19 protein-coding genes are annotated in these 24732 nt (G+C 52.3%); 6 read left to right on the top strand and 13 right to left on the bottom strand.

What is annotated here, in order from left to right; all coding sequences use genetic code 11:
• Positions 1–14: 14 nt before the first annotated feature.
• The 6 genes from CRP01_RS17020 to CRP01_RS42330 form a co-directional block, all read right to left on the bottom strand.
• Positions 15–2180 carry a penicillin-binding protein gene (locus CRP01_RS17020; protein ID WP_099151279.1) on the bottom strand — a complete coding sequence of 722 codons (2166 nt, stop codon included), beginning with the start codon at positions 2178–2180 and terminating at the stop codon, positions 15–17.
• A complete protein-coding gene (locus tag CRP01_RS17025; protein WP_099151280.1) occupies positions 2170–2496 on the bottom strand; it encodes an FtsL-like putative cell division protein in 327 nt (108 codons plus the stop codon). Before CRP01_RS17025 ends, CRP01_RS17020 begins: the two co-directional genes overlap by 11 nt.
• Positions 2497–2638: 142 nt before the next feature.
• Positions 2639–3544, bottom strand: coding sequence for a 16S rRNA (cytosine(1402)-N(4))-methyltransferase RsmH (gene rsmH, locus CRP01_RS17030; protein WP_099151281.1), 906 nt, complete (start codon positions 3542–3544; stop codon positions 2639–2641).
• On the bottom strand, positions 3541–4011 hold the full coding sequence (gene mraZ, locus CRP01_RS17035) for a division/cell wall cluster transcriptional repressor MraZ (RefSeq protein WP_099151282.1): 471 nt from the start codon (positions 4009–4011) through the stop codon (positions 3541–3543). The genes rsmH and mraZ overlap by 4 nt, the downstream gene beginning before the upstream one ends.
• A 389-nt stretch (positions 4012–4400) precedes the next feature.
• Positions 4401–5132, bottom strand: coding sequence for a polyprenol monophosphomannose synthase (locus CRP01_RS17040; RefSeq protein WP_099151283.1), 732 nt, complete (start codon positions 5130–5132; stop codon positions 4401–4403).
• Positions 5133–5267: 135 nt separating this feature from the next.
• Positions 5268–5411: a hypothetical protein gene (locus tag CRP01_RS42330; protein WP_170110411.1), complete on the bottom strand. Its 144-nt coding sequence runs from the start codon at positions 5409–5411 to the stop codon at positions 5268–5270.
• A gap of 63 nt (positions 5412–5474) precedes the next feature.
• Here CRP01_RS42330 and CRP01_RS17045 point away from each other — a divergent pair, with 63 nt between their 5' ends.
• Complete coding sequence (locus CRP01_RS17045) at positions 5475–6260, top strand: SDR family oxidoreductase (protein WP_099151284.1); 786 nt, start codon at positions 5475–5477, stop codon at positions 6258–6260.
• 377 nt (positions 6261–6637) lie between these two features.
• Here the strand turns inward: CRP01_RS17045 and CRP01_RS17050 are convergent, their stop codons facing one another.
• Positions 6638–9412 carry a T9SS type A sorting domain-containing protein gene (locus CRP01_RS17050; protein WP_099151285.1) on the bottom strand — a complete coding sequence of 925 codons (2775 nt, stop codon included), beginning with the start codon at positions 9410–9412 and terminating at the stop codon, positions 6638–6640.
• 240 nt (positions 9413–9652) lie between these two features.
• Entirely contained in the window at positions 9653–10780 is a 1128-nt protein-coding gene (locus CRP01_RS17055) for a hypothetical protein (RefSeq protein WP_099151286.1), read from the bottom strand.
• A 350-nt stretch (positions 10781–11130) separates the two neighbouring features.
• Here CRP01_RS17055 and CRP01_RS17060 point away from each other — a divergent pair, with 350 nt between their 5' ends.
• From CRP01_RS17060 to CRP01_RS17075, 4 genes are all read left to right on the top strand, one after another.
• Complete coding sequence (locus tag CRP01_RS17060; RefSeq protein ID WP_233752698.1) at positions 11131–12297, top strand: alkaline phosphatase; 1167 nt, start codon at positions 11131–11133, stop codon at positions 12295–12297.
• A gap of 60 nt (positions 12298–12357) precedes the next feature.
• Positions 12358–13500, top strand: a complete 1143-nt coding sequence (locus CRP01_RS17065) for an acyl-CoA dehydrogenase family protein (RefSeq protein WP_099151287.1) — start codon at positions 12358–12360, stop codon at positions 13498–13500.
• Positions 13501–14295: 795 nt separating this feature from the next.
• Positions 14296–15954 carry a gamma-glutamyltransferase gene (ggt, locus tag CRP01_RS17070; RefSeq protein WP_233752699.1) on the top strand — a complete coding sequence of 553 codons (1659 nt, stop codon included), beginning with the start codon at positions 14296–14298 and terminating at the stop codon, positions 15952–15954.
• 589 nt (positions 15955–16543) lie between these two features.
• Positions 16544–19027, top strand: coding sequence for a heavy metal translocating P-type ATPase (locus tag CRP01_RS17075; RefSeq protein WP_099151289.1), 2484 nt, complete (start codon positions 16544–16546; stop codon positions 19025–19027).
• Between the two features lie 153 nt (positions 19028–19180).
• On the opposite strand, the gene CRP01_RS17080 is transcribed toward CRP01_RS17075, so the two are convergent.
• From CRP01_RS17080 to CRP01_RS17100, 5 genes are all read right to left on the bottom strand, one after another.
• Positions 19181–20035, bottom strand: a complete 855-nt coding sequence (locus CRP01_RS17080) for an MBL fold metallo-hydrolase (RefSeq protein ID WP_099151290.1) — start codon at positions 20033–20035, stop codon at positions 19181–19183.
• A gap of 100 nt (positions 20036–20135) precedes the next feature.
• Complete coding sequence (gene ribH / locus CRP01_RS17085) at positions 20136–20657, bottom strand: 6,7-dimethyl-8-ribityllumazine synthase (RefSeq protein WP_099151291.1); 522 nt, start codon at positions 20655–20657, stop codon at positions 20136–20138.
• Positions 20658–20971: 314 nt separating this feature from the next.
• A complete protein-coding gene (locus CRP01_RS17090) occupies positions 20972–21667 on the bottom strand; it encodes a tetratricopeptide repeat protein (RefSeq protein ID WP_099151292.1) in 696 nt (231 codons plus the stop codon).
• Between the two features lie 168 nt (positions 21668–21835).
• Entirely contained in the window at positions 21836–22867 is a 1032-nt protein-coding gene (pdhA, locus tag CRP01_RS17095; protein WP_099151293.1) for a pyruvate dehydrogenase (acetyl-transferring) E1 component subunit alpha, read from the bottom strand.
• Positions 22868–23160: 293 nt separating this feature from the next.
• Positions 23161–23754, bottom strand: coding sequence for an NUDIX hydrolase (locus tag CRP01_RS17100; protein WP_099151294.1), 594 nt, complete (start codon positions 23752–23754; stop codon positions 23161–23163).
• Positions 23755–23955: 201 nt separating this feature from the next.
• Here CRP01_RS17100 and pyrE point away from each other — a divergent pair, with 201 nt between their 5' ends.
• Complete coding sequence (gene pyrE / locus CRP01_RS17105) at positions 23956–24594, top strand: orotate phosphoribosyltransferase (RefSeq protein ID WP_099151295.1); 639 nt, start codon at positions 23956–23958, stop codon at positions 24592–24594.
• Positions 24595–24732 lie beyond the last annotated feature (138 nt).

A 24732-nucleotide genomic window follows, 5' to 3' on the forward strand; every position in this document is an offset into this window, starting at 1 on the left:
CGGGGTGGCGATTATTATTCCAAAGCCAGCCAGATCGTCTGGCCTCTCAGGGCCGTTCCCGGAAGTATGGACTGTTTCACCACTTTGCCCACTCCGTTGAATTCGACCTTCAGTTTCCGGTTTTCCAGGACGTATAAGGCGTCGCGCAAACCCAGCCCCACTACATTCGGCACCTGATCGTCGAGTATGGTGCGGCGGTACAGCATCAGACTGTCTGATTTTGCGGACAATACGCCCAGCTCCGTGGCGGGATCTCCGTAAAATTGGATATCCAGCTGATCCAGGATCCGGTGAAAGTCCGTCGCCCGGCCAATATCTCCCGAAGGCAGCGTGGCCGTGGTGTAAACCGGTTTCGGGCCGGCGTTCATCGGGCGGTGCAGCTCCATCAGGGAGTAAAAGCACTGGTCGGCGATCTCGCGAAAGACCGGTCCGGCCACATCCCCACCGTAAATACCTCCCTGCCGCGGCTTGTTGATCACCACGATACAGGAGTACTGCGGATCTTCGGCGGGAAAATAGCCCGCAAAAGAAGCCTGGTGCCCACCGACGCGGGTACCCCGGGATCCCCGTTCGTAATCAACCTGCGCGGTACCGGTCTTTCCGGCAAAGCGGTAGCGATCCGTCCGCAGATCATGGCCCGTACCCCGGTCTTCTTCGATCACGCCTTCGAGCAGTTTCCTGACGGTTGAGATCGTTTCCGGTTCGGCGATCTTTTTCTTGGCTACCGTGGGGCGGAAATGCTCCACGGGTTCGCCGAAGCGGCGGATCTCCTGTACCAGATAGGGTTTCATCAATCTCCCGTTATTCGCAACTGCATTGTAGAAGGACAACATCTGCAGCGGGGTCAGTCTCGTTTCGTAACCGATCGCCATCCAGGGCAGGGTGATCCCACTCCAGTAATCTTCGGTACTGTAGGCCTCTTTGATCAGCGGCTTACCTTCCCCTTCGATCTCGATGCCCGTCGGCAGGTGCAGGTTGAATTGTTTCATCCGGTTGATGAAAGCTTCTGCACCCAGCTTATTATTGGCACTGGTCTTTTCACCGTAATGCTTATTGACCAGTTTGGCCATCCCCACGTTGGAGGACATAATGAAAGCATCGTAGGCACTGATGGAATCCAGCCGGTAACTGATGGGTGAGGAATCATCCATGGTTACGTCGTAGAACTGGGTCTGTCCGTTTTCAATGTCCACGGAGTCGGTCAGCTTGACGAAGCCGTCTTCCAGCATGGCCATCATTGAGGCCAGTTTGAAAGTAGAGCCGGGTTCGGTCGATTTTCCGATTCCGTAGTTGTAATCTTCCAGCCAGGAACCGTTGTTCCGGCCGATGTTGGCGATGGCCCGGATCGCTCCGGTCTTCACCTCCATGACTATAGCGGTGCCCCATTGGGCATCGTGTTTCTGCATACCGCGCAAGAGCGCTTCCTCGGCAATATCCTGAATGTTGATGTTCAGGGTCGTAACGACGTCATCACCGATCTGGGGTTCGACGGCGGTCAGGTCATCCATCGGTTTCCAGAGGTCCCGCCGGCGATCCACGTTGATCATCATCACTTTGCCGGGTTCGCCGCCCAACTCTTCGTCGAAGCTGCTTTCCAATCCGATCGGGGTGGCACCGTCCAGTACCCAGCCGATCGTTCTCCGGGCCAGCAGGCCGAAGGGACGTACGCGTTCACTGCGCTTTTCCGGGATAAAACCTCCGCGGAACTGGCCGAGATTGAACAAGGGAAACTGCTGAATGAAGCGCTTCTCGTTGTACGAGACTTTCCGCTTGATCAGTACGTGGCGGCTGCGGTTGATCGCCGTATCCCGCAATTCCATCAGGTATTTGCGGTAACCACCGACGGTGTAGCTGTTGTCCACGTATCGGGCCATGGATACGGCCAGCGAATCCACATTGGCCAAAAAGTCCTCATCGCTCGGGGCGTAGGGATCGAAATACAGGTCAAAAATGGGTACGGAAGTTGCCAGCAGGCTGCCGTCTTCCGCCAGAATGTTGCCTCTTTCGGCCTCAATCGTTCGTTCTTTGATCACGTTTTCCAGTAAGGCGCGGTTTCGCCACTCCTCCCCTTCCACGATACCAATGGTTATGCTTCGGTAAACCAGAAGGACGGCTACCGGTATCACCAAGCCAAACAGCAGGAAATACACCCGGTATAAAACTTCATTTTTAACGTCCATCCTCGTCGTCCACTACGATTTTTTTGGGTTTACCCCGTTGCAAACGCAAGCCGTCACCCCTTACCTTATCGGCAATTTCGGAGCGCAGGCTGTTATACATATTTTCGGACTCCAGTGACATGTAATACCACCGCAGTTCCTTGATATCCTTTTCCAGCATCTGTATGGTCCGCACATTGCGTTCCGCCAAATGCGAGTTGGCTATATAGATCACCGCCAGAAACCCCAGGAAAGCAATAAAGATCAGATTCCGGAGTATCCACTCGGCCGGCATCTGGCTTATTTCTTTAAATCCTGTAGTTTTCTTTTTGGCCATGATATTTGGTTACCGGTATTTGCATACCACCTATATATATAGCTTACTGCTATTTTTAAATTAAGTTGCGGGAGGCAGAGGGTGTGGGGGGCGTGGGACACGGGCTCCGGGATGATCACCCGTTCCGGGCCTCAGGCCCCGCTTATTCCTCACTTTTTTTCTCCCCTACCCTCAGCTTGGCGCTGCGGGCTCTCGGATTGACTTCAATCTCTTCGGGGCGGGGCAATAATGCCTTCTTAGTTATTACTTTAAACGGCCGGTAAATATTGCCGTAAAAATCTTTTTCCTGTTCTCCTTTTAAGTTTCCGGACCGAAGAAAGTTCTTCACCAGCCGGTCTTCCAAAGAGTGGTAGGAGATCACCACCAAACGGCCGCCGGGTTTAAGCACTTCCAGGCTCTGCTCCAGAAATTCCTCCAGCGCCGCCATCTCATCGTTCACTTCGATACGCAGCGCCTGAAAAACCTGCGACAGATACTTCCAGCGGGTGCCGCGCACGAAGGGATCCATAGCCGACAAAAAATCGTCCACACTGCGAATGCTCTTCCCCTGCCGGGCCTGAACGATGCCCGCCGCCAGGGTCTTGGAATTGCGCACCTCGCCGTACTCACTGAAGATCCGAACCAGATCCTCTTCCAGGTAGGTATTGAGCACATCCGCGGCGGTTGATCCGTCATTCTGGTTCATCCGCATATCCAGGTCGTGGTCGAAGCGGTAGGAGAACCCGCGGCTTCCCTCGTCCAACTGGTGGGAAGATACCCCCAGATCGGCCAGGATGCCGTCCACTTGCCGGATACCGTATAATTTCAAAAAGCGACGCAGAAAACGGAAGTTGTGCTGTACGAAGGTGAAGCGTTCATCCTCCGGCACGTTTCCCAGTGCGTCCTGGTCCTGATCGAACCCCAACAGGCGACCTTTGTCACCCAGCGCTTCCAGTATCAGTCGGGAGTGTCCGCCGCCGCCGAAGGTAGCGTCTACAAAAACGCCCGCTTCCGCAATGGCCAATCCCTCGATCGACTCTTTTGGCATTACCGGTACATGGTAGGTCATTCTTCGCTGTTTTGACCGATCTTACCGAGTACCTCATCCGCCAGATCCGAGAAGTCCATCGGCTCGTCTTCCATCATCTGATCGTATTCATCCTGAGCCCATACTTCAATCCGGCCGTTGTAGGCGGAAAGGATCACTTCGTTTTCAATTCCGGCGTATTCCATCAAGCGCTTGGGCAGCAGAATACGATCCGCGCTGTCCATAGTGAGTTCCTGTGCACCCCGGTAAAAGTACCGGGCAAAGTTCCGGTTTTTCCGGTTGTAAATATTCAGTGCATCGATCTCTCCGGAAATCTTTTTCCAAACATCTTCCGGATACAACACCAGGCATTTTTCAAATCCGCGGTTGATGACCAGCGTATGCTTCTCTCCTTCCCCGAGCTGGTTGATCAGTCCGGAGGGAAGCCGCATCCGCCCTTTGGCGTCTAATTTGCAGTCATACTCGCCTAATAATTGTCTAAATGCCACGGTTTACACTTATGGATTTTCAAATGTATTACATTTTGACACATTTTACCACTTTCACCCACTTTTTTTTGGGTTCAACTCCACATTTTCCCAAAAAGTTCAATCGCCTGTCAACAAATAGTGAACAAAAGGCAAGCTATTTGTGAACCCAGGCCGGATTTCATACTCCCCGTGCTCCACAAGCAGTCAGCCAGACCTCCAGGAAAACCAAGAGAAAGCAGCAGATAATCAACCACATAGCGCAGTCGACCGGGAGTAAAACTTAAATTTTCCGACTGGGAAATTTTTTTTCAAAAAAATGGTGGGAAAAGGTGGGAAGGGGGGAATTGATGATGGGATGATCTGATGATTGGATGATCTGATCATTAGATCATCCAATGATCAAATGATCAGCCCTGGTAGCTGGAGAAAAAGCTGCGCCAGCGCATGCGCAATACGCCAAGGATGGCTTCCTTGATGATACCGCTGGACATTTTGGAAACACCCTCTACCCGATCGGTAAAAGTGATGGGCACTTCCACGATCTTGAAACCCAGACAGCGGGCGGCGAATTTCATTTCGATCTGGAAGGCATAGCCGATGGCTTTGATCTTGCTGAGATCGATGGTTTCCAGTACCTTACGGTGGTAGCAGATGAAGCCGGCGGTAGGATCCATTACCGGCATCCAGGTGATCATGCGAACGTAAAAAGAAGCTCCGATGGAAAGGAATACCCGGTCGGCGGGCCAGTTGGCCAGTTTGCCGCCGGTGACGTAGCGCGATCCCACGGCTACGTCCGCACCTTCTTCTTTACAGGCTGCGTAGAGGCGCAGGAGATCGTTGGGATTGTGGGAAAAATCGGCATCCATTTCGTAGATATACTCGTATTCGCGTTCCAGCCCCCAGCGGAATCCGGTGATGTAAGCGGTGCCCAAACCCAGCTTTCCGCTGCGTTCGACGATGTGGAGGGAATCGGGAAATTCTTGTTGGAGGCCTTTTACCAGGTCGGCAGTGCCATCGGGGGAACCATCATCCACGATCAGTAAATGAAAGTCTTTTTCCAGCCCCATGACGGTGCGAATCATTCGAACGATATTCTCTCGTTCGTTGTAAGTAGGAATAATAACTAAACTGTCTGCCAAAATCTTTTCACATTAGCTGGGCAAATATAGCCCAAATTTCCTTTTGTCAGAACACATACCGGACTTTTCAAAATTGAACGCCGTTTCGTCCGGCGGATTGCCTTCCGGGGTCCGGCTTAACCTTCTAAACGCCAATTATTTCCCCGGTAGTTCCCCGAAAGGGGTATTACCGAATCGATCCGGCCCGGCGGCGCCGGTAGCCCGGGGCGCGCACCAGGAATTGCTGATCACCAAGTCCGTCATGCTTAGCTGCTTCCGGCTCACCTGCTCCCGCAGCAAAACGGAAAATTTATCTTATATTGATCCCCTACATTTTCTACTCTACAAAACTTCGGATCAAATATGGACATCAGCCTAATCGGTAAAAACGCCCTGGTTTGCGGCAGCAGTAAAGGTATCGGACGGGCAACCGCCGTCGCCCTGGCCCAATTGGGTGCCAATATTACCCTGGTTGCCCGGAGCGCGACCATCATGACCGAACTGGTACAGGAGCTCGACCACAGCCAGGATCAGAAACACGATTTCCTCCAGGCTGATTTTACCGATAGTAAGGATCTGAAGAAAAAGATCACGGGTCTGGTTTCCGGTCGCACCATCCATATCCTGATCAATAATACCGGCGGACCGGCGGGCGGACCCATCACGGAAGCCAAGGTCGCCGAATTCCAGCAGGCTTTCCACAACCACCTGATCTGTAACCACATCCTGACCCAGTCGGTGATCAAGGGCATGAAGGCCGCCGGCTACGGACGCATCATTAACATCATCTCTACTTCCGTCAAGCAGCCGATCCCCGGCCTGGGCGTATCCAATACCATCCGGGGAGCAGTGGCGAACTGGGCCAAAACCATGGCCGGCGAACTGGCTCCCTTCGGTATTACCGTCAACAACGTACTACCGGGCATGACCAGCACCGGTCGCCTGCAGGAGATCATCGACGCCAATGCGGAAAAACGGGATCTGGACTCCGAAACGATGAGCGCCGATATGGCCCGGGAGATCCCGGTCGGCCGCTTCGCCGAACCTTCCGAAATTGCCGCCGGTGTCGCTTTTCTCGCCAGTCCGGCAGCATCCTACATCACCGGCATCAATCTGCCCATCGACGGAGGCCGGACCAGGAGCCTGTAAATATATTGTTGAATAAATTTCGCAAACACTTTGTTTTGTCCGAAGATATTGATATCTTTGGACTATAGCGGTTATTATAACAGCACAAATAAGTCGATACCATCCTGACCGCTATTCTATCCTGTAACCGGTAGTCCTACCGGATGATCAATCACACGTTTTGGATTTGATACTATTGGAGTTTTGCTATTTCTGGCAGGAGTGTATCCATAGCTAAACAGTATTTTGCTACGAGGGTCCAACGGCTTATGGAGAGCTCCTGCCGTTTTGTAAAACAGCATAGCGCCGGCTATCGGTAGCCAGTGCCGATCAATTGGTTAATCCTACGAAGGCGAGGGTTTAATTCAATCGGGAATCGTACCTATCGACCGATAGTATCAATGAAATACGACGATCCGGGTGGTGATCTTTTCATGGCCGGTCACCAGATGTACGTAGTAGATCCCGGCCGGCAGGGCCGTCACGTCCAAGGCAGTGGTGTGACTCCCCTCCCCTCTGGCAATATCGTTGTGCAGGTTCCGGATCACGGTACCGTTTGGATCAGTGATCAACAGCTGAAGATCCGTGGCCTGCGGTAAAAAGTATTGCAACTGGATGTGTTGCCGCCCCGGATTCGGATAGGCCGTAAGTGTCGCCTTCCCGGGAACGATGCCGGACGGGGTCTCCGCAACGGAAAGGGTGCCGGTTTCCGGTGCGTTGAGTACGGGAGCAGGCGGTTCGCACTCCAGAATGTAAGCCCGGAGCACCGAACCGGCGGGTGCCTGAAAACCCGGTAATAAGCGGATGGTTTTCCCGGCGATGAAGGTTACCCCGTCGGCACCGATGCTGATCGTGCCGCTGGATTTCAGGGTATCCGCCGCTATCCAGCTGGTTCCCTCGGGGATTGGATCTTCATTTACGGTAAGGACATTATCCATACATTCCGGCCGGGGACTGACGGAAACCTGTATCTCCTCACTGGTAAGCGTAAGATCGGGCAAATCCGGATTGGTGATCACACAGTAGTAATAACCGGCGTCGGCCAGTTCCAGATTATCCAGGGTCCATTCGTTATTCCCCTGGATCTCCTGCAGGAGATTCTCTCCGCGGTACCACTGGTACACATTGGCGGAGAGCGCATCATCCACCAGTAGATCAATGGTTACCGATTCTCCTTCGTAATTACTGACCACTGGGGGCAAAGGCACCATCTTTTGGGGAATGTACACGACCGGACCACCGCCGATGCCGGTAATATGCGCCGTATTATCGGCCAGTGTAGGCAGGATATCCTCAAACGTCAGCCGGTTAGTGCGGAAATTTAGCTCCCGCAATTTGGGAAGATGGCCGTAGTAGGGAATGAGACAGTCCAGCTCATTGATCGCTACAATGATCGTATTCAATTCGAGAGAATTGGCAAAAGCCGGCAGACATCCACTCAATTTATTATCCGCCAACACCAGATATTCCAGCTTAGTCGCATTGGCGAACTCCGGTATTTGCCCGTCCAACTGATTTTGATAGAGATTCAGGAATCTAAGTTCAGTCAGGTGGGAAAATCCGGGAATGCTACCGGTCAAAGCATTTTCCGCTAAAGCAATAGCGCTCAGCTTGGGGCAAGCTATAAAGTCCGGTATCTCCCCGCTAAAGTTATTTTTATCCAGATTGAGGACATCCAGTTCCGGCATCCCCGCGAAATCCGGTAAGGTCCCAAATAAATTACACCAGGAAAGGTTAAGCTCCCTCAAATTCGGCAAACTGGAGGTCCCGACAAATCCGGAGAGATCCGTGCCGTTCAAATTATTCAGGCTCAGATCTAGTAGCCTCAATTGGGCAAAATTCAGCGTGGGCAATACGCCGGCTACCTGATTATAATCCAGGTCCAGAGTAAGCACGCATCCAAAAACATTCAGCTCCACTCCGTACCAATTTTCCAGGGGTTGATTGAGATCCCAACTATTGGTCCAGCCGGGTCCGTTCAGCGCCTGGTACAGATCGACCAGCATCAGGGAATCTGCCTGTCGGCAGGGAGTAGCGCCAGCCATTTCCAGGAAGATCTGTTTACTTTCCAGCGTCAGGTCCGGTGCATTGGGATTTGTGATCTGGCAATGGTAGATCCCCACATCCGCGGCCGTGAAGTTGGCAAAATGAAGCTCATTATCCCCCATGACGGTCTGAAAATACACGCCGTCCTTAAACCAATCGTACTGACTGGTGGAAACCGTATCATCAATTTGCAGGTCTATCGTTACCGGCATGCCATCCAGGGCATAGATGGTGGTATCCGCATAGATCTGCTGCTGTGGTTCGTACCTCAGCGTATCCGGGCTCTGATTATCGAAGCGGTTGCTGTTGATCAGAGCCTGGATACTTTCGAGATTCGGTAGGATATCTTCGAAAGTGAATTGATTATCGTACAGGAGCAACATGTCCAGGCCCAGGATATGCGCGTAGGCCGGAACGGTACAGGAAAGATCGTTTTTCTCCACCCGGATAAAGTCTAAAGACCCACAATTGGTGAAGTCCGGCAGGCAGCCCGAAAGCTGGTTATCCGCCAGAACCAGCGTTCGCAAATTAAACAGATTGGAGAAGTCCGGTATCTCTCCTTCCAGTTGGTTGCGTTCTAACACCAAATAAAATAAGGCCGGTAAACTGGTAAAGTCCGGGATTGTACCACTCAGTTCGTTTCCCGATAAATAAAGGCTTCGCAAAATTGGCAAGGCGGAGAAATCCGGTACCGGCCCGCTTAGGTCGTTGAAGGATAAATAAAGACTCCTCAAAGCAGGCAATTGTGAAAAGTCCGGGATCGAACCGACGATCGCATTATTGATCAGATACAGTTCGTCCAACTCCGGTAAATTCAGATCGATTAAAGTGCCGGTGAGACCGTTATTGCCCAGGGAGATGCGTTCTACACATCCGGCGGCGTTTAAGGTTATACCGTACCAGGTTTCCATAGGCTGGTTCAGATCCCAGGTAGTCTTCCAGTTGGGACCGTCCAGCGCCTGGTAAAACTGGACCAGCGACAGGGAATCGGTAGCGCGATCACAAACAAAAACCGGAACGTTTAGGTCCGGCGGAGGAGATCCTGCGTGCGGGGAGTAGGCCAATAGATTCGTAGCAGCTAGCGTCAAAGCCAGCAGAATGCTTAAGAGCGTGGGCGTTTTAGGCATGATCAGAGAGCTATTGAGTTATAAACTTCAAAATAGCGGTTTTTCGTAAAGAAAAAAACCGGCACCCGATTTTTCCAGGTCGCCAACTTACCAATTCCAGCCTTTCGGGATGCTTATAGCTGTTGCAGTTCCCACCGTATCCTTTTGCAACACCTTTCCCCTGAGCAAAAAAAGAGGGCGTTCTTTGCCAAGCAAGAACGCCCTCTCCCCTATCCGGTAAAGGCCGGCAGGTATCGGTATTTATTTACCGGAATTCATTCCTTTCCGGTCGCCGTCCAGCGGCGGTGTACTGCTGCTCATGGCCTGATACATATTGGTGCTCACCACGTCCTCCATCTGATCGATGGTCAGATAGAAGCTTTCGAGGTAGTCGATCACTTCGTTCCGGCCGTTGCGGCTGAGGAATTTGCAATCCTCTACAATTTGCACCAGAGCGCCTCTTTTAGAGCGAAAATATTCGAACAGGTACTCCAGTTCCGTATCGGCGATCGGCATGCCCAGGTAAAGGCGATCCTGAATGGAACGCAGTCCCATCTGGGTATTGGGTAACGCGTAGGACGCATTGACCAGACCGGAGAAATCAAAATCGTAAGGCACCGGTTTCCAGTGCTGTCCGTCCAGTGGTTTCACCATTTTCAGGTTGCGGTTCATGGCAATACTCCAGTCTTCGTTGCCGATCATGTACTGGTACATAGCGTGGATACCTTCCAGCCGCAAGTCGAGTTGCTCTTTTTGCGGGTTCAGGCAGTCACACTCTTCGCCGCCCAGTCTTTCGGCCATTTCATCGGTGTCTTCCAGGATGATCGCGTAGCGCTTCACCCGGCTGACTTTGCCTTTGGTGTCTTCGTAGCTGATGCGCACCAATTGGACCCGGTAGGACTGGTCGGTCAGTTCCTGGTACAGTTTGTAAGCGAGATATTCCTTCAGTAGATTTTCCTGGCCGGCGTTGCGGTCATCCAGACAGTGGGTGACCAGTTTGAGTTTGTTATGCGGTTTAATGTCTGCTCCTACTAACTTCTCTTTAGGAAATTTGATCTTGATGGGTGGAAAATCACAGACCCGGCGCCGGAAGTTCCCGCGGGATCGGATTTCTGCCTGAAAGGAAAGAGATTCGCCTTGTTTGTTGTTGAAGGTAAAAATAGCCGATTGATAGTTGTCGGTTTTGATGTTCTCCATGAGCCGGACCATGTCCGTTTCTAGGGTGACATCAACGATCTCCTGCCCGTATAGCAGGTCGAAGACCGTTTGACGGTTATCAGTTTCGGATGCAGGTGAAGCATTCGCCGGTGATCCAATAGATACCAGCATGGCAAGTAGAACCAGCCATCTACTCACCGCTTGGGCAAGTAACGTAAGTCGGGTGATCATAAAAAATAAGCTTTTAAAAAGTTTTTAACAGTCGGTATAAAAAAGTAGCTTGTACTCATAAGGACGATTCAGCTTTGGCTTAGTTGCCTGAAACTAAAATTTTAACATTACCTTTGTAATTAGCTCAAAAATAAGCGTAACAAAGACCGAACAGCCGCCCGAACACGTACATTTCTTACGGTGGCCATATCGGCCTCAAAATTACAATGATTCAAAATTAAATTCTAACATCCGGTAGTTAAATATTTGTAAACAGAATTTAATTTTATAACAAATGAGCTACATGCTTGTTCAAGTTAGATAAGTAAGCAGGGTAAATTAGCACGCTAACCATTTTAAAATCAAGGATAATGCCTTGGAGCAGAACCTTTGCAGGGTACATTTTTTCTCTATTGATCGTACTTGGCTGTAAGCCGGTCCCCTCTTCGGTAGTCGACGCCTCGTACACCGCTCCGATCCAGGCCAAGCCCAAAAACGTCATTCTGATGATCGGGGACGGTATGGGCCTGGGTCAGATCTCCGCCGGCATGTACAGCAACAACAACCGGCTGAACCTGGAGCAATTCCCGGTGGTGGGCTTTCACAAATCCCACTCCGCCAGCGATCTCATTACCGATTCTGCCGCCGGAGCAACCGCCTTTGCCTGTGGAGTAAAGACCTACAATAATGCCATTGGCCTCACCGCCGATACCCTACCCTGTTACTCCATCCTCGAAGAAGCGGAAGATCGCGGCCTGGCCACCGGCATGGTCGTGACCTCCCAGATCACCAACGCCACCCCCGCGGCTTTCATCGCTCACCAGCCGTTGCGGGTAATGAACGAGAATATTGCAGCGGATTTTCTGGAGACCGATATCGATATCTTTATCGGCGGGGGACTCTCCTACTTCATCGATCGCTCTTTTGACAAGCGCAATCTGCGCAAGGAACTGGAAGACAAGGATTATCTCGTATACGATTACACCCAGGGTAGCGTGCACCGGGTCCGGATGGATCTCGGTAAGAAGTTTGCCTTTTTCACGGCGGAGAACTTACCCTCGGGCGTCAACCTGGGGCGTAACTATTTGCCCTACGCCAGTCAGATCGCCGCGCAGTTCCTGACCCAGAAAAGCGATGAAGGCTTTTTTCTGATGATCGAAGGCTCCCAGATCGACTGGGCGGCCCACTCGAACGATGCCCAGTGGATGATCAAGGAGATGCTGGACTTTGACCGGGCCATCGGCCAGATCCTGGAATTCGCAAAAAAGCGCGGAGATACCCTGGTGATCGTTACGGCCGACCACGAGACCGGAGGGGTTGCTATCAACGACAAATCCAAAATGAACCGGCTCCGGCTGGACTTTACCACCAACCACCATACCGCGGCCATGATCCCGGTATTTGCCTACGGCCCCGGCGCACGGCTTTTTTCGGGTATTTACGAAAATACCCAGATCTACCACAAAATGAAAGAGGCGCTGGAGTGGGACGAACGGGCCGGAGTGATCTCCGAACCGGAGGAAGGTGGTCGCAACTGATTGAACAATTTCACAGCTTGGCGTATTTAATATGCTAAAGCATTATATAAAAAGGATTTCATGAACGTAGAAACCCTCGAAAACCTCAAATTAATCCAGGAAAGCGCCCGCGATTTCGCGGAAACTTATATACGTCCCCATGTATTGGAATGGGACGAAGAACAACATTTTCCACTGGACCTGTTCCGCAAAATGGGAGAATTCGGTTTCCTCGGCGTATTGGTGCCCGAAACCTTCGGCGGAGCCGGCCTGTCCTATCAGGAATACATTACCGTTATTGAAGAGATTGCCAAAGTATGCGGCGGTATCGGCCTGTCCGTGGCGGCGCACAACTCTTTATGTACCAATCATATCCTACTTTTCGGATCGGATGAGCAGAAGCAGGAATACCTGCCGAAACTCGCTACCGGCGAGTGGCTGGGTGCCTGGGGCCTCACCGAACCGAATACGGGTAGCGATGCGGCCCGGATGCGATGCGTTGCCGAAAAGGACGGCGACCACTTTGTGATCAACGGAGCCAAGAACTTCATTACCCACGGGAAATCCGGTGATGTGGCCGTGGTGATCGTTCGTACGGGCGAGCTGCTGGACAGCCACGGGATGAGCGCTTTCGTGATCGAAAAGGGCACGCCCGGGTTTACTTCCGGAAAAAAAGAAAATAAACTCGGTATGCGGGCCAGCGAAACGGCCGAACTGATCTTCGATAACTGCCGGGTCCACAAAAGCCAGATGCTGGGATCGGAAGGTGACGGTTTTATCCAGGCGATGAAAGTACTGGACGGCGGCCGGATCTCGATCGCTGCTCTGTCTCTGGGAATTGCCAAAGGCGCCTACGAAGCGTCCCTCCGCTACGCGCAGGAACGGGAACAGTTTGGCAAACCGATCTCCAAATTCCAGGCCATCAGCTTCAAACTGGCCGATATGGCCACCCAGATCGAAGCCGCCGAATTGCTGACGCGCAAGGCCGGCCGGATCAAGGATTCCGGAGAAAGCAGTACCACACTTTCGGCCATGGCGAAACTCTACGCCAGCGAAGCCGCCGTAAAGATCGCCGATGAGGCGGTACAGATCCACGGTGGTTACGGTTATATTAAGGATTATCCGGTAGAGAAATTTTACCGCGATGCCAAATTGTGCACGATCGGGGAAGGTACTTCGGAAATTCAGCGACTGGTGATCTCGCGGCAATTGCTGAAGAAATAATCAGCAAGGCGCTTCGTACCAGATCGGTATGCACCTCCCGGTAGAAAAGTAATATAGATTAAGGTCGATAATAGGGTCAGCCCGGAGCAAACGATCATAGGGACGTACTTATGGTCGTTTGCTCTACCCATCCACTTACGGACGTAAACACTTTCCAAGGTTTCCACTTTCCAACATTATACCAAAAACAAAAAAACCATCCCACAACCGCTTACGACCCAAGAGCGGAGTAGAATGGTTTTGATATTGGGTAAATATTTGCTGGTAAATTTTAGTACAAAAGGGAAAAAAAGGGGTGCAGCCTTGGAACATCAACTAGTGATAATCCATCTCCTATAGAAATAGGCCACACCCTTCCAGCTGCGCCGTCGCGCAACTGCAAATCTGGAACACATTCATCCCTTTGAAGTTGGTCAGGATCCCCATCTCGATCAGGAATCCACTTATATTTTTTAGCAAATCGGTTTTTTTTACGATCTTCATTCTCGTGATACACTATGCCTTTCCAGGAAGCAGGACAGGGTCATACTTCAAGCCCGACACAGAGTAGATTTTACACTGGGAATTGTTAAGATCGAATCGGTTTGGGAGCTATGGAATAGTTTTCATAACCCGCTGATGCATGCTTCCTAAACCTCCTCCCAACTCATTGAAAAGTAAGGATTAACGACTTAGATTCTTTTTCAATGCATTCTAACAGATTAGTTTTTTTGTTCATTTAATACAATAGCAAGCACCGTGCCAAAAACACTTCAACGCTACATTTTTTTTATTTTTTTTTCTGCAATCTTCTTTTTGCAGTGCCGCAAGGCCGATACTCCGCTCTATAATATTACGCAAAGCGTAGTGGCAGATTCGGCGATGGTCGTGAGTCCGCACCCCCTTTCTACCCAGGTTGGGATCGATGTGCTCCGGCAGGGAGGCAATGCGGTGGACGCCACCATTGCGCTTCAATTTGCCATGGCTGTGGTCTACCCCCGCGCCGGTAACATCGGCGGCGGCGGCTTCATGGTGATCCGGCAATCCGACGGTCAGACCGCCAGTCTCGACTACCGCGAAAAGGCCCCGGCGGCCGCCAACCGGAATATGTATCTGGACAGCCTGGAGAATGTGATCGATGGCCTGAGTACCAGCGGCCACCTGGCCGCCGGCGTACCCGGTACGGTAGCCGGCATGTTCGCTGCCCACCAGCAATACGGGAAGCTGCCCATCGCTCAATTGATCGAACCGGCCATCGAGCTGGCCAGGGAAGGCTTCCGCGTTTCCCAGGAAGAAGCCGACCGGCTGAACCGCTTCCAGGAGGACTTTCACAAATACAACGAAGCCCCCAACCCTTTCCTGAAAGAAAACTGGATGGAAGGTGATCTGCTGATGCAAGCGGAATTAGGGCAGACACTCGAACGTATCCGGGATCAGGGTGCTGCCGGATTTTACGGTGGCGAGACGGCCCGCCTGATCGCGGATGAAATGGCCGAAGGCAACGGCATCATCACTCCGCAGGATCTCCAGAATTACCAGGCGAAATGGCGTACGCCCCTGACGGATACCTATAAACAATACCGGGTGATCTCGATGCCGCCTTCCTCCAGCGGCGGGGTGGCCCTGCTGCAGATGTTGAAGATGCTCGAACCCTATCCGCTGTCTGACTACGGTTTTCATTCGCGGGAGGCCGTCCACCTGATGGCGGAAGTAGCCCGACGCGCCTACGCCGACCGGGCCGAGCATATGGGAGATATGGACTTTTATCCCGTGCCGATCGATTCACTGCTGGCCGACCAGTACCTGCTGGATCGCATGCTGAATTTCCAGACCGACAGCGCTACTACGAGCGATCATATCCTGGCGGGTAACTTCACCGTTGGCATCGAAAGTTTTGAAACCACCCATACTTCCGTGGTGGACGGCGCCGGCAATGCCGTGTCCGTCACCACGACGCTCAATTCCAACTACGGTTGTAAGGTCTGGGTAGACGGTGCCGGTTTTTTCCTCAACAACGAAATGGACGACTTTAGTGTCAAACCCGGCGTTCCTAATCAATTCGGGCTGATCGGCGCCGAAGCCAACGCCGTGGCCGCCAACAAGCGTATGCTCAGTAGTATGACGCCGACCATTATTGAAAAGGACGGCAAGTTGTTTATGGTACTCGGTACTCCCGGCGGTTCGACCATAATAACCGCCGTTATGCAGGTTTTCCTGAATGTAGCCGAATTCGGTATGGATCTGGAAGCGGCCGTCGGCGCCAAACGGTTCCACCACCAGTGGCTGCCGGACGTGATCATGGTGGAAGAGGGCGGCTTTTCGCCGGAGCTGAAAACGGCTCTGGAAGGCATGGGGCACAGTTTCCGCGAAGTACAGTCCATCGCCAAGGTGAAAGCGATCCAGGTACTGGAAGACGGCCGGCTGCACGGCGTAGCCGATCCCCGCAATACGGATGATGACGCCAAGGGGTATTAGGGTACTGCAGATCCCTGATTGGGGTTGAGTTAGTTATACTGCACAAAGTCACATGTTGTCAAGTATAGGATAAGCAGTTTCAAGAAATTCAGCAGCCATCTCAAAACATTTTGGGATGGCTGCTGGAAAAATAGGAGAAGTTTGAAAACTTCTGCTGCCGGAGAAACCCTGGATTTCAGCATTTTCAGTGATAGGACTCACGGCCCTCGCAAAGCTGTAAGCTAATCTTAAAACGTACTCTCGTCAACCGGATGGCTTAAAATCACTCTTTGAATTCGCCGTTTCACCTGATGGAGGAATCTCATTTTATCTCCAGGGCGATGCCCTTGTCCATGTCAGTGGCGTAGCTGCGAAAATAATTGTAGATCAGTAACAGGGTTTACATCGAAGGGCGTAGCCCTGGCCAGGTATTAATCCAGAATGTCCATTTTCTTATTCTATTTACCGGACGCTACATAAAATGATAAAGTTGAGATAAAGGGTGACGCTACCGGAAATCCGGAATTGACCGGGTGGGAAAAGCACATCCCGCCGTCATCAGGTGTTTTACAAAAAAAGAACTAGGCTGTAACACCAAACCACCCTGTACATGCAAAAACTGCAACTGGAGCTCCCCGTACTGCTACCCGATATTCCCCACGAAAAGGACCAATGCGTTGACCGTCTGATCGATCGTTTACAAGATGAAAGTGGTATTGACCGGGCCCACCTGGAAGGAAAAGATCCGGCCCGGCTCTGTCTGCACTACGATCCCGAACTTATCTCCCTGCAAAAAGTAAAAAGTATTGCGAAGCAAAGCGGTGCCGGCCTGACCCGGCGTTTCCGCCATTCGTTACTGGATGTAAAAGGGATCCGGCACGCCCGGCACGCCCGTCGTATTGAACGCGACCTGCTGGACCGGGAAGGGATACTCGAAGCGGTAGCCTCGGTTGCCGGCAGCCTGCGGCTTGAATGGGACAGCCAGTTGATCTCCGAAGCAGATATCCAGAACGCCGTTCAACAGTCCGGATTAACCCTGGTCGAAGATGCCGGAACCGTTCCGTCCGAAGCCCACGACCATGATCATGACCACGACCACGATCATGGACACGATCACGACGAACAGGAACACGGAGGCGGACACGATCATCAGCACGGAGGTTTTCTCGGCGAGTACACGGAACTCTATTTCGCTATCGGTAGCGGGGTATTCTGGCTAGCCGGGCTGCTTCTTTCTCTTACTGGCTTTGGGGCAGAATGGGTGACGACCGCCTTGTTTATCATCGCCCTGATCCTCGGTGGTTATTTTACCTTGCTGGAGGCGATTGCCACCATCCGTCAGGGCAAATTCGAAATAGACTTTCTGATGCTGGTGGCCGCGGCCGGAGCCGCAGCGCTCGGCAAATGGGAGGAAGCAGCCCTTTTGCTTTTCCTCTTCAGTCTGGGGCACGCCCTAGAAAATTACGCCATGAACCGGGCCCGGAAATCCATCACCGCCCTGGCCGAACTGGCCCCACCCACGGCCCTGCTCAAAAGGCAGGATGAACTGGAAGAAGTAGCGGTAGAGCAGCTTGCAGTGGGCGATATCATCGTCGTAAAGCCCAATTCCAAGATCGCGGCCGACGGTGTCGTAATCAAAGGGAACAGTGCCGTCAACCAGGCTCCGATCACCGGAGAGAGTGTTCCGGTAAATAAATACGCCGTATCCGATCCGAATCAGGAGCAGGACCTGCAAACCTTACCAGCAGAACACCGGGCCTTTGCCGGTACCATCAACGGCAGCAACGTTCTGGAGATAAAGGTGCTCAAACCCGCCCGGGACAGTACGCTTTCCCGACTGGTGACCATGGTGAAAGAAGCCGAAACCCAAAAGTCTCCAACCCAGCACCTCACCGATAAGTTTGAACGCTATTTTGTGCCGGCGGTGCTCGTATTGGTAGCGCTCCTGCATTTTGCCTTTCTGGTGATCGACGAACCGTTCTCGGCCAGTTTTTACCGGGCCATGGCCGTACTGGTGGCCGCGTCTCCCTGTGCGCTGGCGATCTCTACCCCCAGCGCCGTTCTGGCCGGAGTGGCCCGGGCCGCGCGCCAGGGCGTTCTCATCAAAGGCGGGCGACCGCTGGAAGACCTCGGCAGCCTCAATGCCGTGGCCTTTGACAAAACCGGAACGCTGACGGAAGGCAAACCGAAATTAACGAAAGTAGTTCCCCAGAAAGGGGTCTCGGAGGAAGAGCTGTTGCGGGTGGCTGTACCCGTAGAACAACTGAGTGATCACCCCCTGGCTGCCGCTATAGTGGAAGGAGGTGAGGCCATCCTCCAGGACGACGCGCTGCCGAAAGCCCAGGGCCTGGAGGCACTAACCGCCCGAGGCATCAAAGCCCAACTGGCCGGCAAAACCGTCCATATCGGAAACCGCAGATTATTCCGGGAACTGACCGGAGAAGCCATCCCATCGGATATTGACCGGACAATGAGTGAACTGGAAGCGGGTGGAAATACGGCGATGATCGTGCACGAAGACGGTCGTTACCTCGGCGTGATCAGTGTGATGGATGTCGCCCGGCCGGAAGCAAAAACAACCCTGCAAAAACTGAAGGAACGCGGTATCCGCCGCATGATCATGCTCACCGGTGATCACCAGAAGGTAGCGGACGCCGTAGGAAAAGAGCTGGGGATTACCGACCCGATGGGCAGCCTGCTGCCGGAGGATAAGGTGGCCGCCATTGAAAAATTGAAACAGGAAGAAGGTCAGGTTGCAATGGTCGGCGACGGGGTAAACGACGCACCGGCGATGGCCAGAAGTACCGTCGGCATCGCCATGGGGGCCGCCGGATCGGACGTCGCACTGGAAACCGCAGACATCGCCCTGATGGCCGATAAACTGGATAACCTGCCCTTCGCTATCGGTCTCAGCCGGAAAGCCAAGGGGATCATTAAACAAAACCTTTGGATCAGTTTGGGAATGGTAGCTATTCTGGTACCCCTGACGCTGTTGGGCGTAGCGGAGATCGGACCGGCGGTGATCGCCCACGAGGGCTCTACCTTGGTAGTCGTCGGCAACGCCCTACGACTACTGGCCTACAAGAGTAAATAAGAAGATCAGTCACAAAGTACCGTAACATCGGAAAGCAACAACAAGCACGACACCAAGATGGTTAGGTACTTTGTGGCCGGATACTTCCAACATTTCCACCTTCCAACGTTCTAACGTTCTAACGTTCTAACATTCAAACGTTTCCACCGGACACTAACTGCCGAAAAGCTGTTCCGCATCCACCATTTCCTTCATGGCGATCCGGCCCCTTTCGTTGCGTTGTATGCTGATACAGGAGATCCGGGGATCGTGCTCGAAGAACAATACGTAATGGTGTTCCAGTGCTTCTTCCAGCATTCGTTTCTTCTCGTCCATGGTATTCAGGGGGCGCAGATCGTAGCTCATTACGTACGGTAGTCCCAGATGCCCGGCAGAAGGGATCAGATCGGCACAAAAGACGAGCGTCCGGCCGTTGTACGTAATGATCGGCAACATCATCGCTTCGGTATGGCCGTAAACGAAACGCAGCCGGATGCCGGGTATCCACTCTACATCCTTTTCCGACTCGGGGATGAATTTGAGCTGGCCGGCTTCCCGCAATGGTTCGATATTTTCCTTGAGGAAAGAAGCCGCCTCCCGCGGATTCGGATCCATGGCCCAGTTGTAATGAGCTTCGCTCGTCCAGTAAGTAGCATTCGGGAAGGTCGGCACCAGATCCTCCCCTACGTAACGAACGGCCCCGCCAACGTGGTCAAAATGCATATGGGTAAGCAGTACATCGGTGATCTCGGCGGGCGTGTAACCTTTATTGGCCAGAGACAGCAGCAGATCCGTATCTCCATGCGGATGAAAATGGGAGCGGAATTTTTCATCCTGCTTGTCTCCCATACCGGTATCGATCAGGATACGCCGGTCGCCGGTATCCACCAGCAGGCAGCGCATGGCCCAGGTACAGAGATTATGGTCATCGGGCGGATTGATCTTCTTCCACATTACTTTCGGGACTACCCCGAACATGGCGCCTCCATCCAATTTAAACAATCCGGTTTCGATGATCCTTAATTTCATAATTGGTATTTATTGGTTAGTCTGTAGTTTCCTTTCCGGTCTGCGGATACCAAGTTTCGGCGGTCAGTCAGCTGTTCTGGTAAACGCTGTAGCGAAGCGATCAGTTGAAGCCCAGAGGGCGCTTGCCGCTTTTGCTCAGTTCTTTTTTTAACGCCGCCATCCGCAGGGCGGTTACGGCTGCTTCCACGCCTTTGTTGCCGTGTTTGCCGCCGGCACGTTCTTTAGCCTGTTCTTCCGTGTTGGGCGTCAGTACACCGTAGATGAAAGGCTTGCCCATGGCCATGCCCAGATTGGTGAGGCCGGTAGCGACCGCGTTGTTGATGTACTCATCGTGCTTGGTCTCGCCCTTAATCACGCAGCCGATGCAGATCACGGCATCCGGATTGAGGTAGCTGGCTACCATCTTGGCGGCGCTCGGCAATTCGAAAGCGCCCGGTACCTGCACGGTATGGATCTTTACGGGATCGGCTCCGTGCTTGACCAGGGTTTCAAAACAGCCTTCGTAGAGCGCGTGGGTAATTTCCGAATTCCAGTCCGAAACGATAATTCCGAAGCTCATTTCCTCCGCGGAAGGAATATTTTTTTCGTCGTATTGGGACAAATTTTTCAGTGCACTTGCCATGTTGAATTGTTTTTTATCCGTGAGTTGGTGATGGAATACCCGGAAGGAAAAGGACACGCTCCACGCTGAACGAACAGCCCGAGAGTAACACCGGAACGGGTCATAAGCTCAGCCCTGCACTCGCCACCGGGCTTTCATTAAGATAGTAGCCCAGAGGGCAGGATTATCACCTCTCTTTCTGCAAAAATTGTTCTGACGAGCGGCCGGCAAGCGGCACGCTTACGTTAATAAACAAAAAAAGGTAAGACTGTTTGAACGGTCTCACCTTTTTTTGCCAAAGAATTTTCCTTCAATAGAACTTCCTGCCGGCGATCTTAGCTGGCGTCAGCCACGCGGGTCAGGTATTTATCGATATCCGATGCGTAGGGTGAATCGGGATATTCCGTTTTTACTTGTTCGTAAGCTTCCCGGGCTGCTTCCAGATCGCCCTGCTTTTCGTGCAGCATCCCCAGTTTTTTGAGGTAGTAAGAAGCCAGTACCGAGTTATCACTCTGGTTGACGGCTTTTTTATAGCTGCTCAGTGCGTCGTCCATACGTCCCAGTTCGGAGTAGGTATCGCCCAGCGCTCCGAATTTCATCACCGGGAGAATATCTCCGGAAGGATCGTAATCTTCCAGATAATCGGCTGCGGCTTCAAATTGCCCCAGGTTCAGATAGCTGATACCGGCGTAGTAGTGCGCCAGGTTGGCTGCTTCCGTACCGCCGTAGTTGTCAATGATATCCAGAAAACCGCTGCTACCCACGCCCGGGCTGGTCAGTGCCTGTGCGAAAGAGTCGCGCTCAAACTGATATTGAGCCAGGTTCATTTGATCAATGGCCTCCGCTTCACGTGGGGCCTGATAGAAATTCTTATAGATCAGCAGGCCGCCGAAAACGAGGATCAGGGCCACACCAAAACCAAACACCAGACGCTGATTTTTCTCAAAAAAACCTTGCGCCTGATCGCGTACCTCCACGATATCCACTAAGGTCTCATCCGCTTGCTTCCGATTCTTTATTCTTCTTGCCATTGGTTCAAAATCTTATTTTCGCTTGATTAATAAGCACTTACATTTACGAGCTCCAAAAAAGCCACGCAAAAATAAACAAACTTTATTGAATGTTGCACCTTCCGCAATAAAAAACGGTGAGTACCTGCAAAACTGATACTCACCGTAGGGTATATTTTTTAAGAAATCCTAGTCGCGAATGAAGGGATAATCCTTCTGTACGTAGTTGTCAGTGTACAGTTCGGAAGCATCCGGGTAATCGGACTCTTCGGCGAACTTCACGGCTTCGTCGATCTCTTTTTTAATTTTTGCTTTGATCTCCTTGATCTCCTCTTCGGTAGCGATACCTTCCTTCAGAATCTTGGCTTCGGTCTGCTTCACCGGGTCGCGATCCATGTATTCTTTCACCTCTTCCTTGGTCCGGTATTTGGCCGGGTCGGAAACGGAGTGTCCTTTATAGCGATAGGTCCGGATCTCCAGGAAGTAAGGACCTTTGCCCGCGCGGATGTGTTCCGCCGCTTTGGTGATGGCTTCGTGTACGGATTCGGGCGTCATCCCGTCCACTACTTCGCTCGGCATATCAAAAGCCGAACCGATCTTATACAGCTCGGTTACGTTGGAGGTCCGCTTTACAGAAGTACCCATGGCGTAACCGTTGTTCTCTACGATATAAAGTACCGGAAGTTTCCAGCTCATGGCCATGTTGAAAGATTCGTACAGCGCACCCTGGCGGGCAGCACCGTCACCAAACATGGTCACACACAGATTATCGGTACCCCGATACTGCTCGGCGAAGGCAATTCCCGTGCCGATGGGGATCTGAGCCCCCACGATACCGTTACCTCCGAAATAGCGATTCTCGGCGGAGAAGAAGTGCATGGAACCACCTTTACCCTTCACGATACCGGTCTCTTTACCGAACAACTCGGCCATAGCTTCGTTAGAAGTCACACCGCGTCCCAGAGCGATCCCGTGCTGGCGGTAAGCCGTCACGATCGCATCTTCTTTACGGATGGCAGATTCAATACCGGCCGCAAGAGCTTCCTGTCCGATATAAACGTGACAGAAACCACGTACTTTTTGCTGACCGTACATCATCAGAGCCCGTTCCTCGAAACGGCGAATGCGCAGCATCAATTCGTACCACTCCAGATAAGTTTCTTTACTATACTGGTTTGCTTTCTTTCTACCTCTTTTCTTTTTTTCAACAGCTGTATCCATCTTTTCTTATGAGTTTTAGCCAAGTTGGCGATTTGTAGTGGAAGATAAGCAATCATCTCCTATAGGGTAACGTATGACGAACCTTCTGGTTTGCCATGCAGCGGCAAATATAAGCTTAAGCCACGAAATATCCGCTATAATCATGACGGTATTCGGCACGAATCACCCTACTCCGGAAATATCTTCCCGGCACAAAGTGATTGGGTATTTTCCGAAATCCCTTCGGTCCGTCTTTACGGTACCCCAATTCAATCACTCCGGACGGGGCCTAAGCCCTCCGCACCCAAGCGGTCTTACGTCAGTATAGATCGAATGTGCGCCGGGATCGAGGAGGGCATTTGCCGGATAGCATCAGCAGTCACCCACTCAAAACTTTCCGGGTCGAGGTCGGGTAGCTCCCGCTCCGGGGTCATCCGATACCAGTGGGTCCGCTGCAGGATACGCCGTTTTTCCCGCCGCAGGGTACGGTAGGTGGCCGGGAGTTCGCTACTTGCCGGCCAATCGTCAATTCCCGTCAGATCCCGGGCAATTTCCCGGGCCGTTTCTTCCGCGGTGCAGCCGGGTGCTATCTCGCTGACTGGCAAACTGCGCCGGGAGTCGTCTACGCGGAACAGCATGGTTCCACTATCGTTGGTGATCACCAGTCCGGCCGTCTCTTCGCGGTCGAAATGCTTCTGAAAATCCGACCACATGCCCGCCGGATCCGGACTGAACAGACGGATCTGATCCCAGCGGCGGGTATTTTCCAGCATGTTCACGTAGTGGAGCAGAAATTTGGACTTTCCCGGATAGCGGGCCACCAAATCGTCCTCCCCGGCCGGCGGAAGGCCCGATTCCGGCTGAAGGATCAATAATAGCGGAGTATCATTTATATAGATTTTGTACATTTGCTGCCTTTAATTGACGCTCAGAGACTGTTTGAAAACCTCTCACTGGGTTACAAAACGCGGCTTTTGCCGCCACTTTGCACCTATTTTTAACTCCGTAGCTGGGCTATGCAGTGAAAAATAGCTTTCAATTGACGCCAAAATCCGGGTTTTTCTCCGGCAGCAGAAGTTTTCAAACAGTCTCTCAGAAAATTCCCGGATATGAGTACTGCAGCCGAAGTAGCCAAACGATTGATGCAAATAAATGCAATTAAGCTGAACCCGCAAAACCCATTTACCTGGGCCTCCGGGCTACGGTCTCCCATTTATTGCGATAACCGGCTGGCCCTGTCTCATCCCGATCTGCGGAGTTTCCTGATCGATTGTTTCGTCGAAAAGGCAGCCGATTTCGGCCCCGTTGACGGCGTAGCCGGAGTAGCTACTGCCGGTATTCCCCACGGAGCGCTGCTGGCCGACCGGTTGGGACTGCCCTTCATCTACGTTCGTTCCAAGGCCAAAGGGCACGGCCGGCAGAACATGATCGAAGGAGAAATGGCCTCCGGCGCCCGACTCCTGGTGATCGAAGACCTCATCTCTACCGGGGGCAGTTGTCTGGCCGCAGTAGAAGCGCTCCGGGAAGCGAAATATCAGGTCAGCGGTGTGCTGGCCATCTTTACCTACGGTTTTCCCCAGGCCCAATCGGCCTTTGAAGCCGCCTCCTGCCCCTTTGGTACGCTCAGCAGCTACCCCGTTCTGCTGGAAGAGGCCAAGAACCAGAAATACATCACTAACGACCAGTTAAAGACACTACAGGAGTGGCAACAGGATCCAAAAGCCTGGAGCATCCGGTTTAGTAATTAGGTGATCAGAAGCAAAAGCCGCTAATTGGTATATCCGCCGGCGCCTGCCTCCCGATCACTTTATTCACATTAAAATCTTTCCGAATCAGAGTATATTATTAATTTTGAACTATAACTCTGTAGCAACGGAAACCAAAAT

This window comes from Flavilitoribacter nigricans DSM 23189 = NBRC 102662 (assembly GCF_002646595.1).
Taxonomy (GTDB): domain Bacteria; phylum Bacteroidota; class Bacteroidia; order Chitinophagales; family Saprospiraceae; genus Flavilitoribacter; species Flavilitoribacter nigricans.

Coding starts and splice junctions, on each gene's coding strand:
- CRP01_RS17065 (WP_099151287.1), top strand. CDS start 12,358: ATGAACGTAGAAACCCTCGAAAACCTCAAATTAATCCAGGAAAGCGCC.
- CRP01_RS17025 (WP_099151280.1), bottom strand. CDS start 2,496: ATGGCCAAAAAGAAAACTACAGGATTTAAAGAAATAAGCCAGATGCCG.
- CRP01_RS17060 (WP_233752698.1), top strand. CDS start 11,131: ATGCCTTGGAGCAGAACCTTTGCAGGGTACATTTTTTCTCTATTGATC.
- CRP01_RS17045 (WP_099151284.1), top strand. CDS start 5,475: ATGGACATCAGCCTAATCGGTAAAAACGCCCTGGTTTGCGGCAGCAGT.
- CRP01_RS17050 (WP_099151285.1), bottom strand. CDS start 9,412: ATGCCTAAAACGCCCACGCTCTTAAGCATTCTGCTGGCTTTGACGCTA.
- CRP01_RS17020 (WP_099151279.1), bottom strand. CDS start 2,180: ATGGACGTTAAAAATGAAGTTTTATACCGGGTGTATTTCCTGCTGTTT.
- CRP01_RS17055 (WP_099151286.1), bottom strand. CDS start 10,780: ATGATCACCCGACTTACGTTACTTGCCCAAGCGGTGAGTAGATGGCTG.
- CRP01_RS17080 (WP_099151290.1), bottom strand. CDS start 20,035: ATGAAATTAAGGATCATCGAAACCGGATTGTTTAAATTGGATGGAGGC.
- ribH (WP_099151291.1), bottom strand. CDS start 20,657: ATGGCAAGTGCACTGAAAAATTTGTCCCAATACGACGAAAAAAATATT.
- CRP01_RS17075 (WP_099151289.1), top strand. CDS start 16,544: ATGCAAAAACTGCAACTGGAGCTCCCCGTACTGCTACCCGATATTCCC.
- rsmH (WP_099151281.1), bottom strand. CDS start 3,544: ATGACCTACCATGTACCGGTAATGCCAAAAGAGTCGATCGAGGGATTG.
- pyrE (WP_099151295.1), top strand. CDS start 23,956: ATGAGTACTGCAGCCGAAGTAGCCAAACGATTGATGCAAATAAATGCA.
- CRP01_RS17090 (WP_099151292.1), bottom strand. CDS start 21,667: ATGGCAAGAAGAATAAAGAATCGGAAGCAAGCGGATGAGACCTTAGTG.
- CRP01_RS17100 (WP_099151294.1), bottom strand. CDS start 23,754: ATGTACAAAATCTATATAAATGATACTCCGCTATTATTGATCCTTCAG.
- pdhA (WP_099151293.1), bottom strand. CDS start 22,867: ATGGATACAGCTGTTGAAAAAAAGAAAAGAGGTAGAAAGAAAGCAAAC.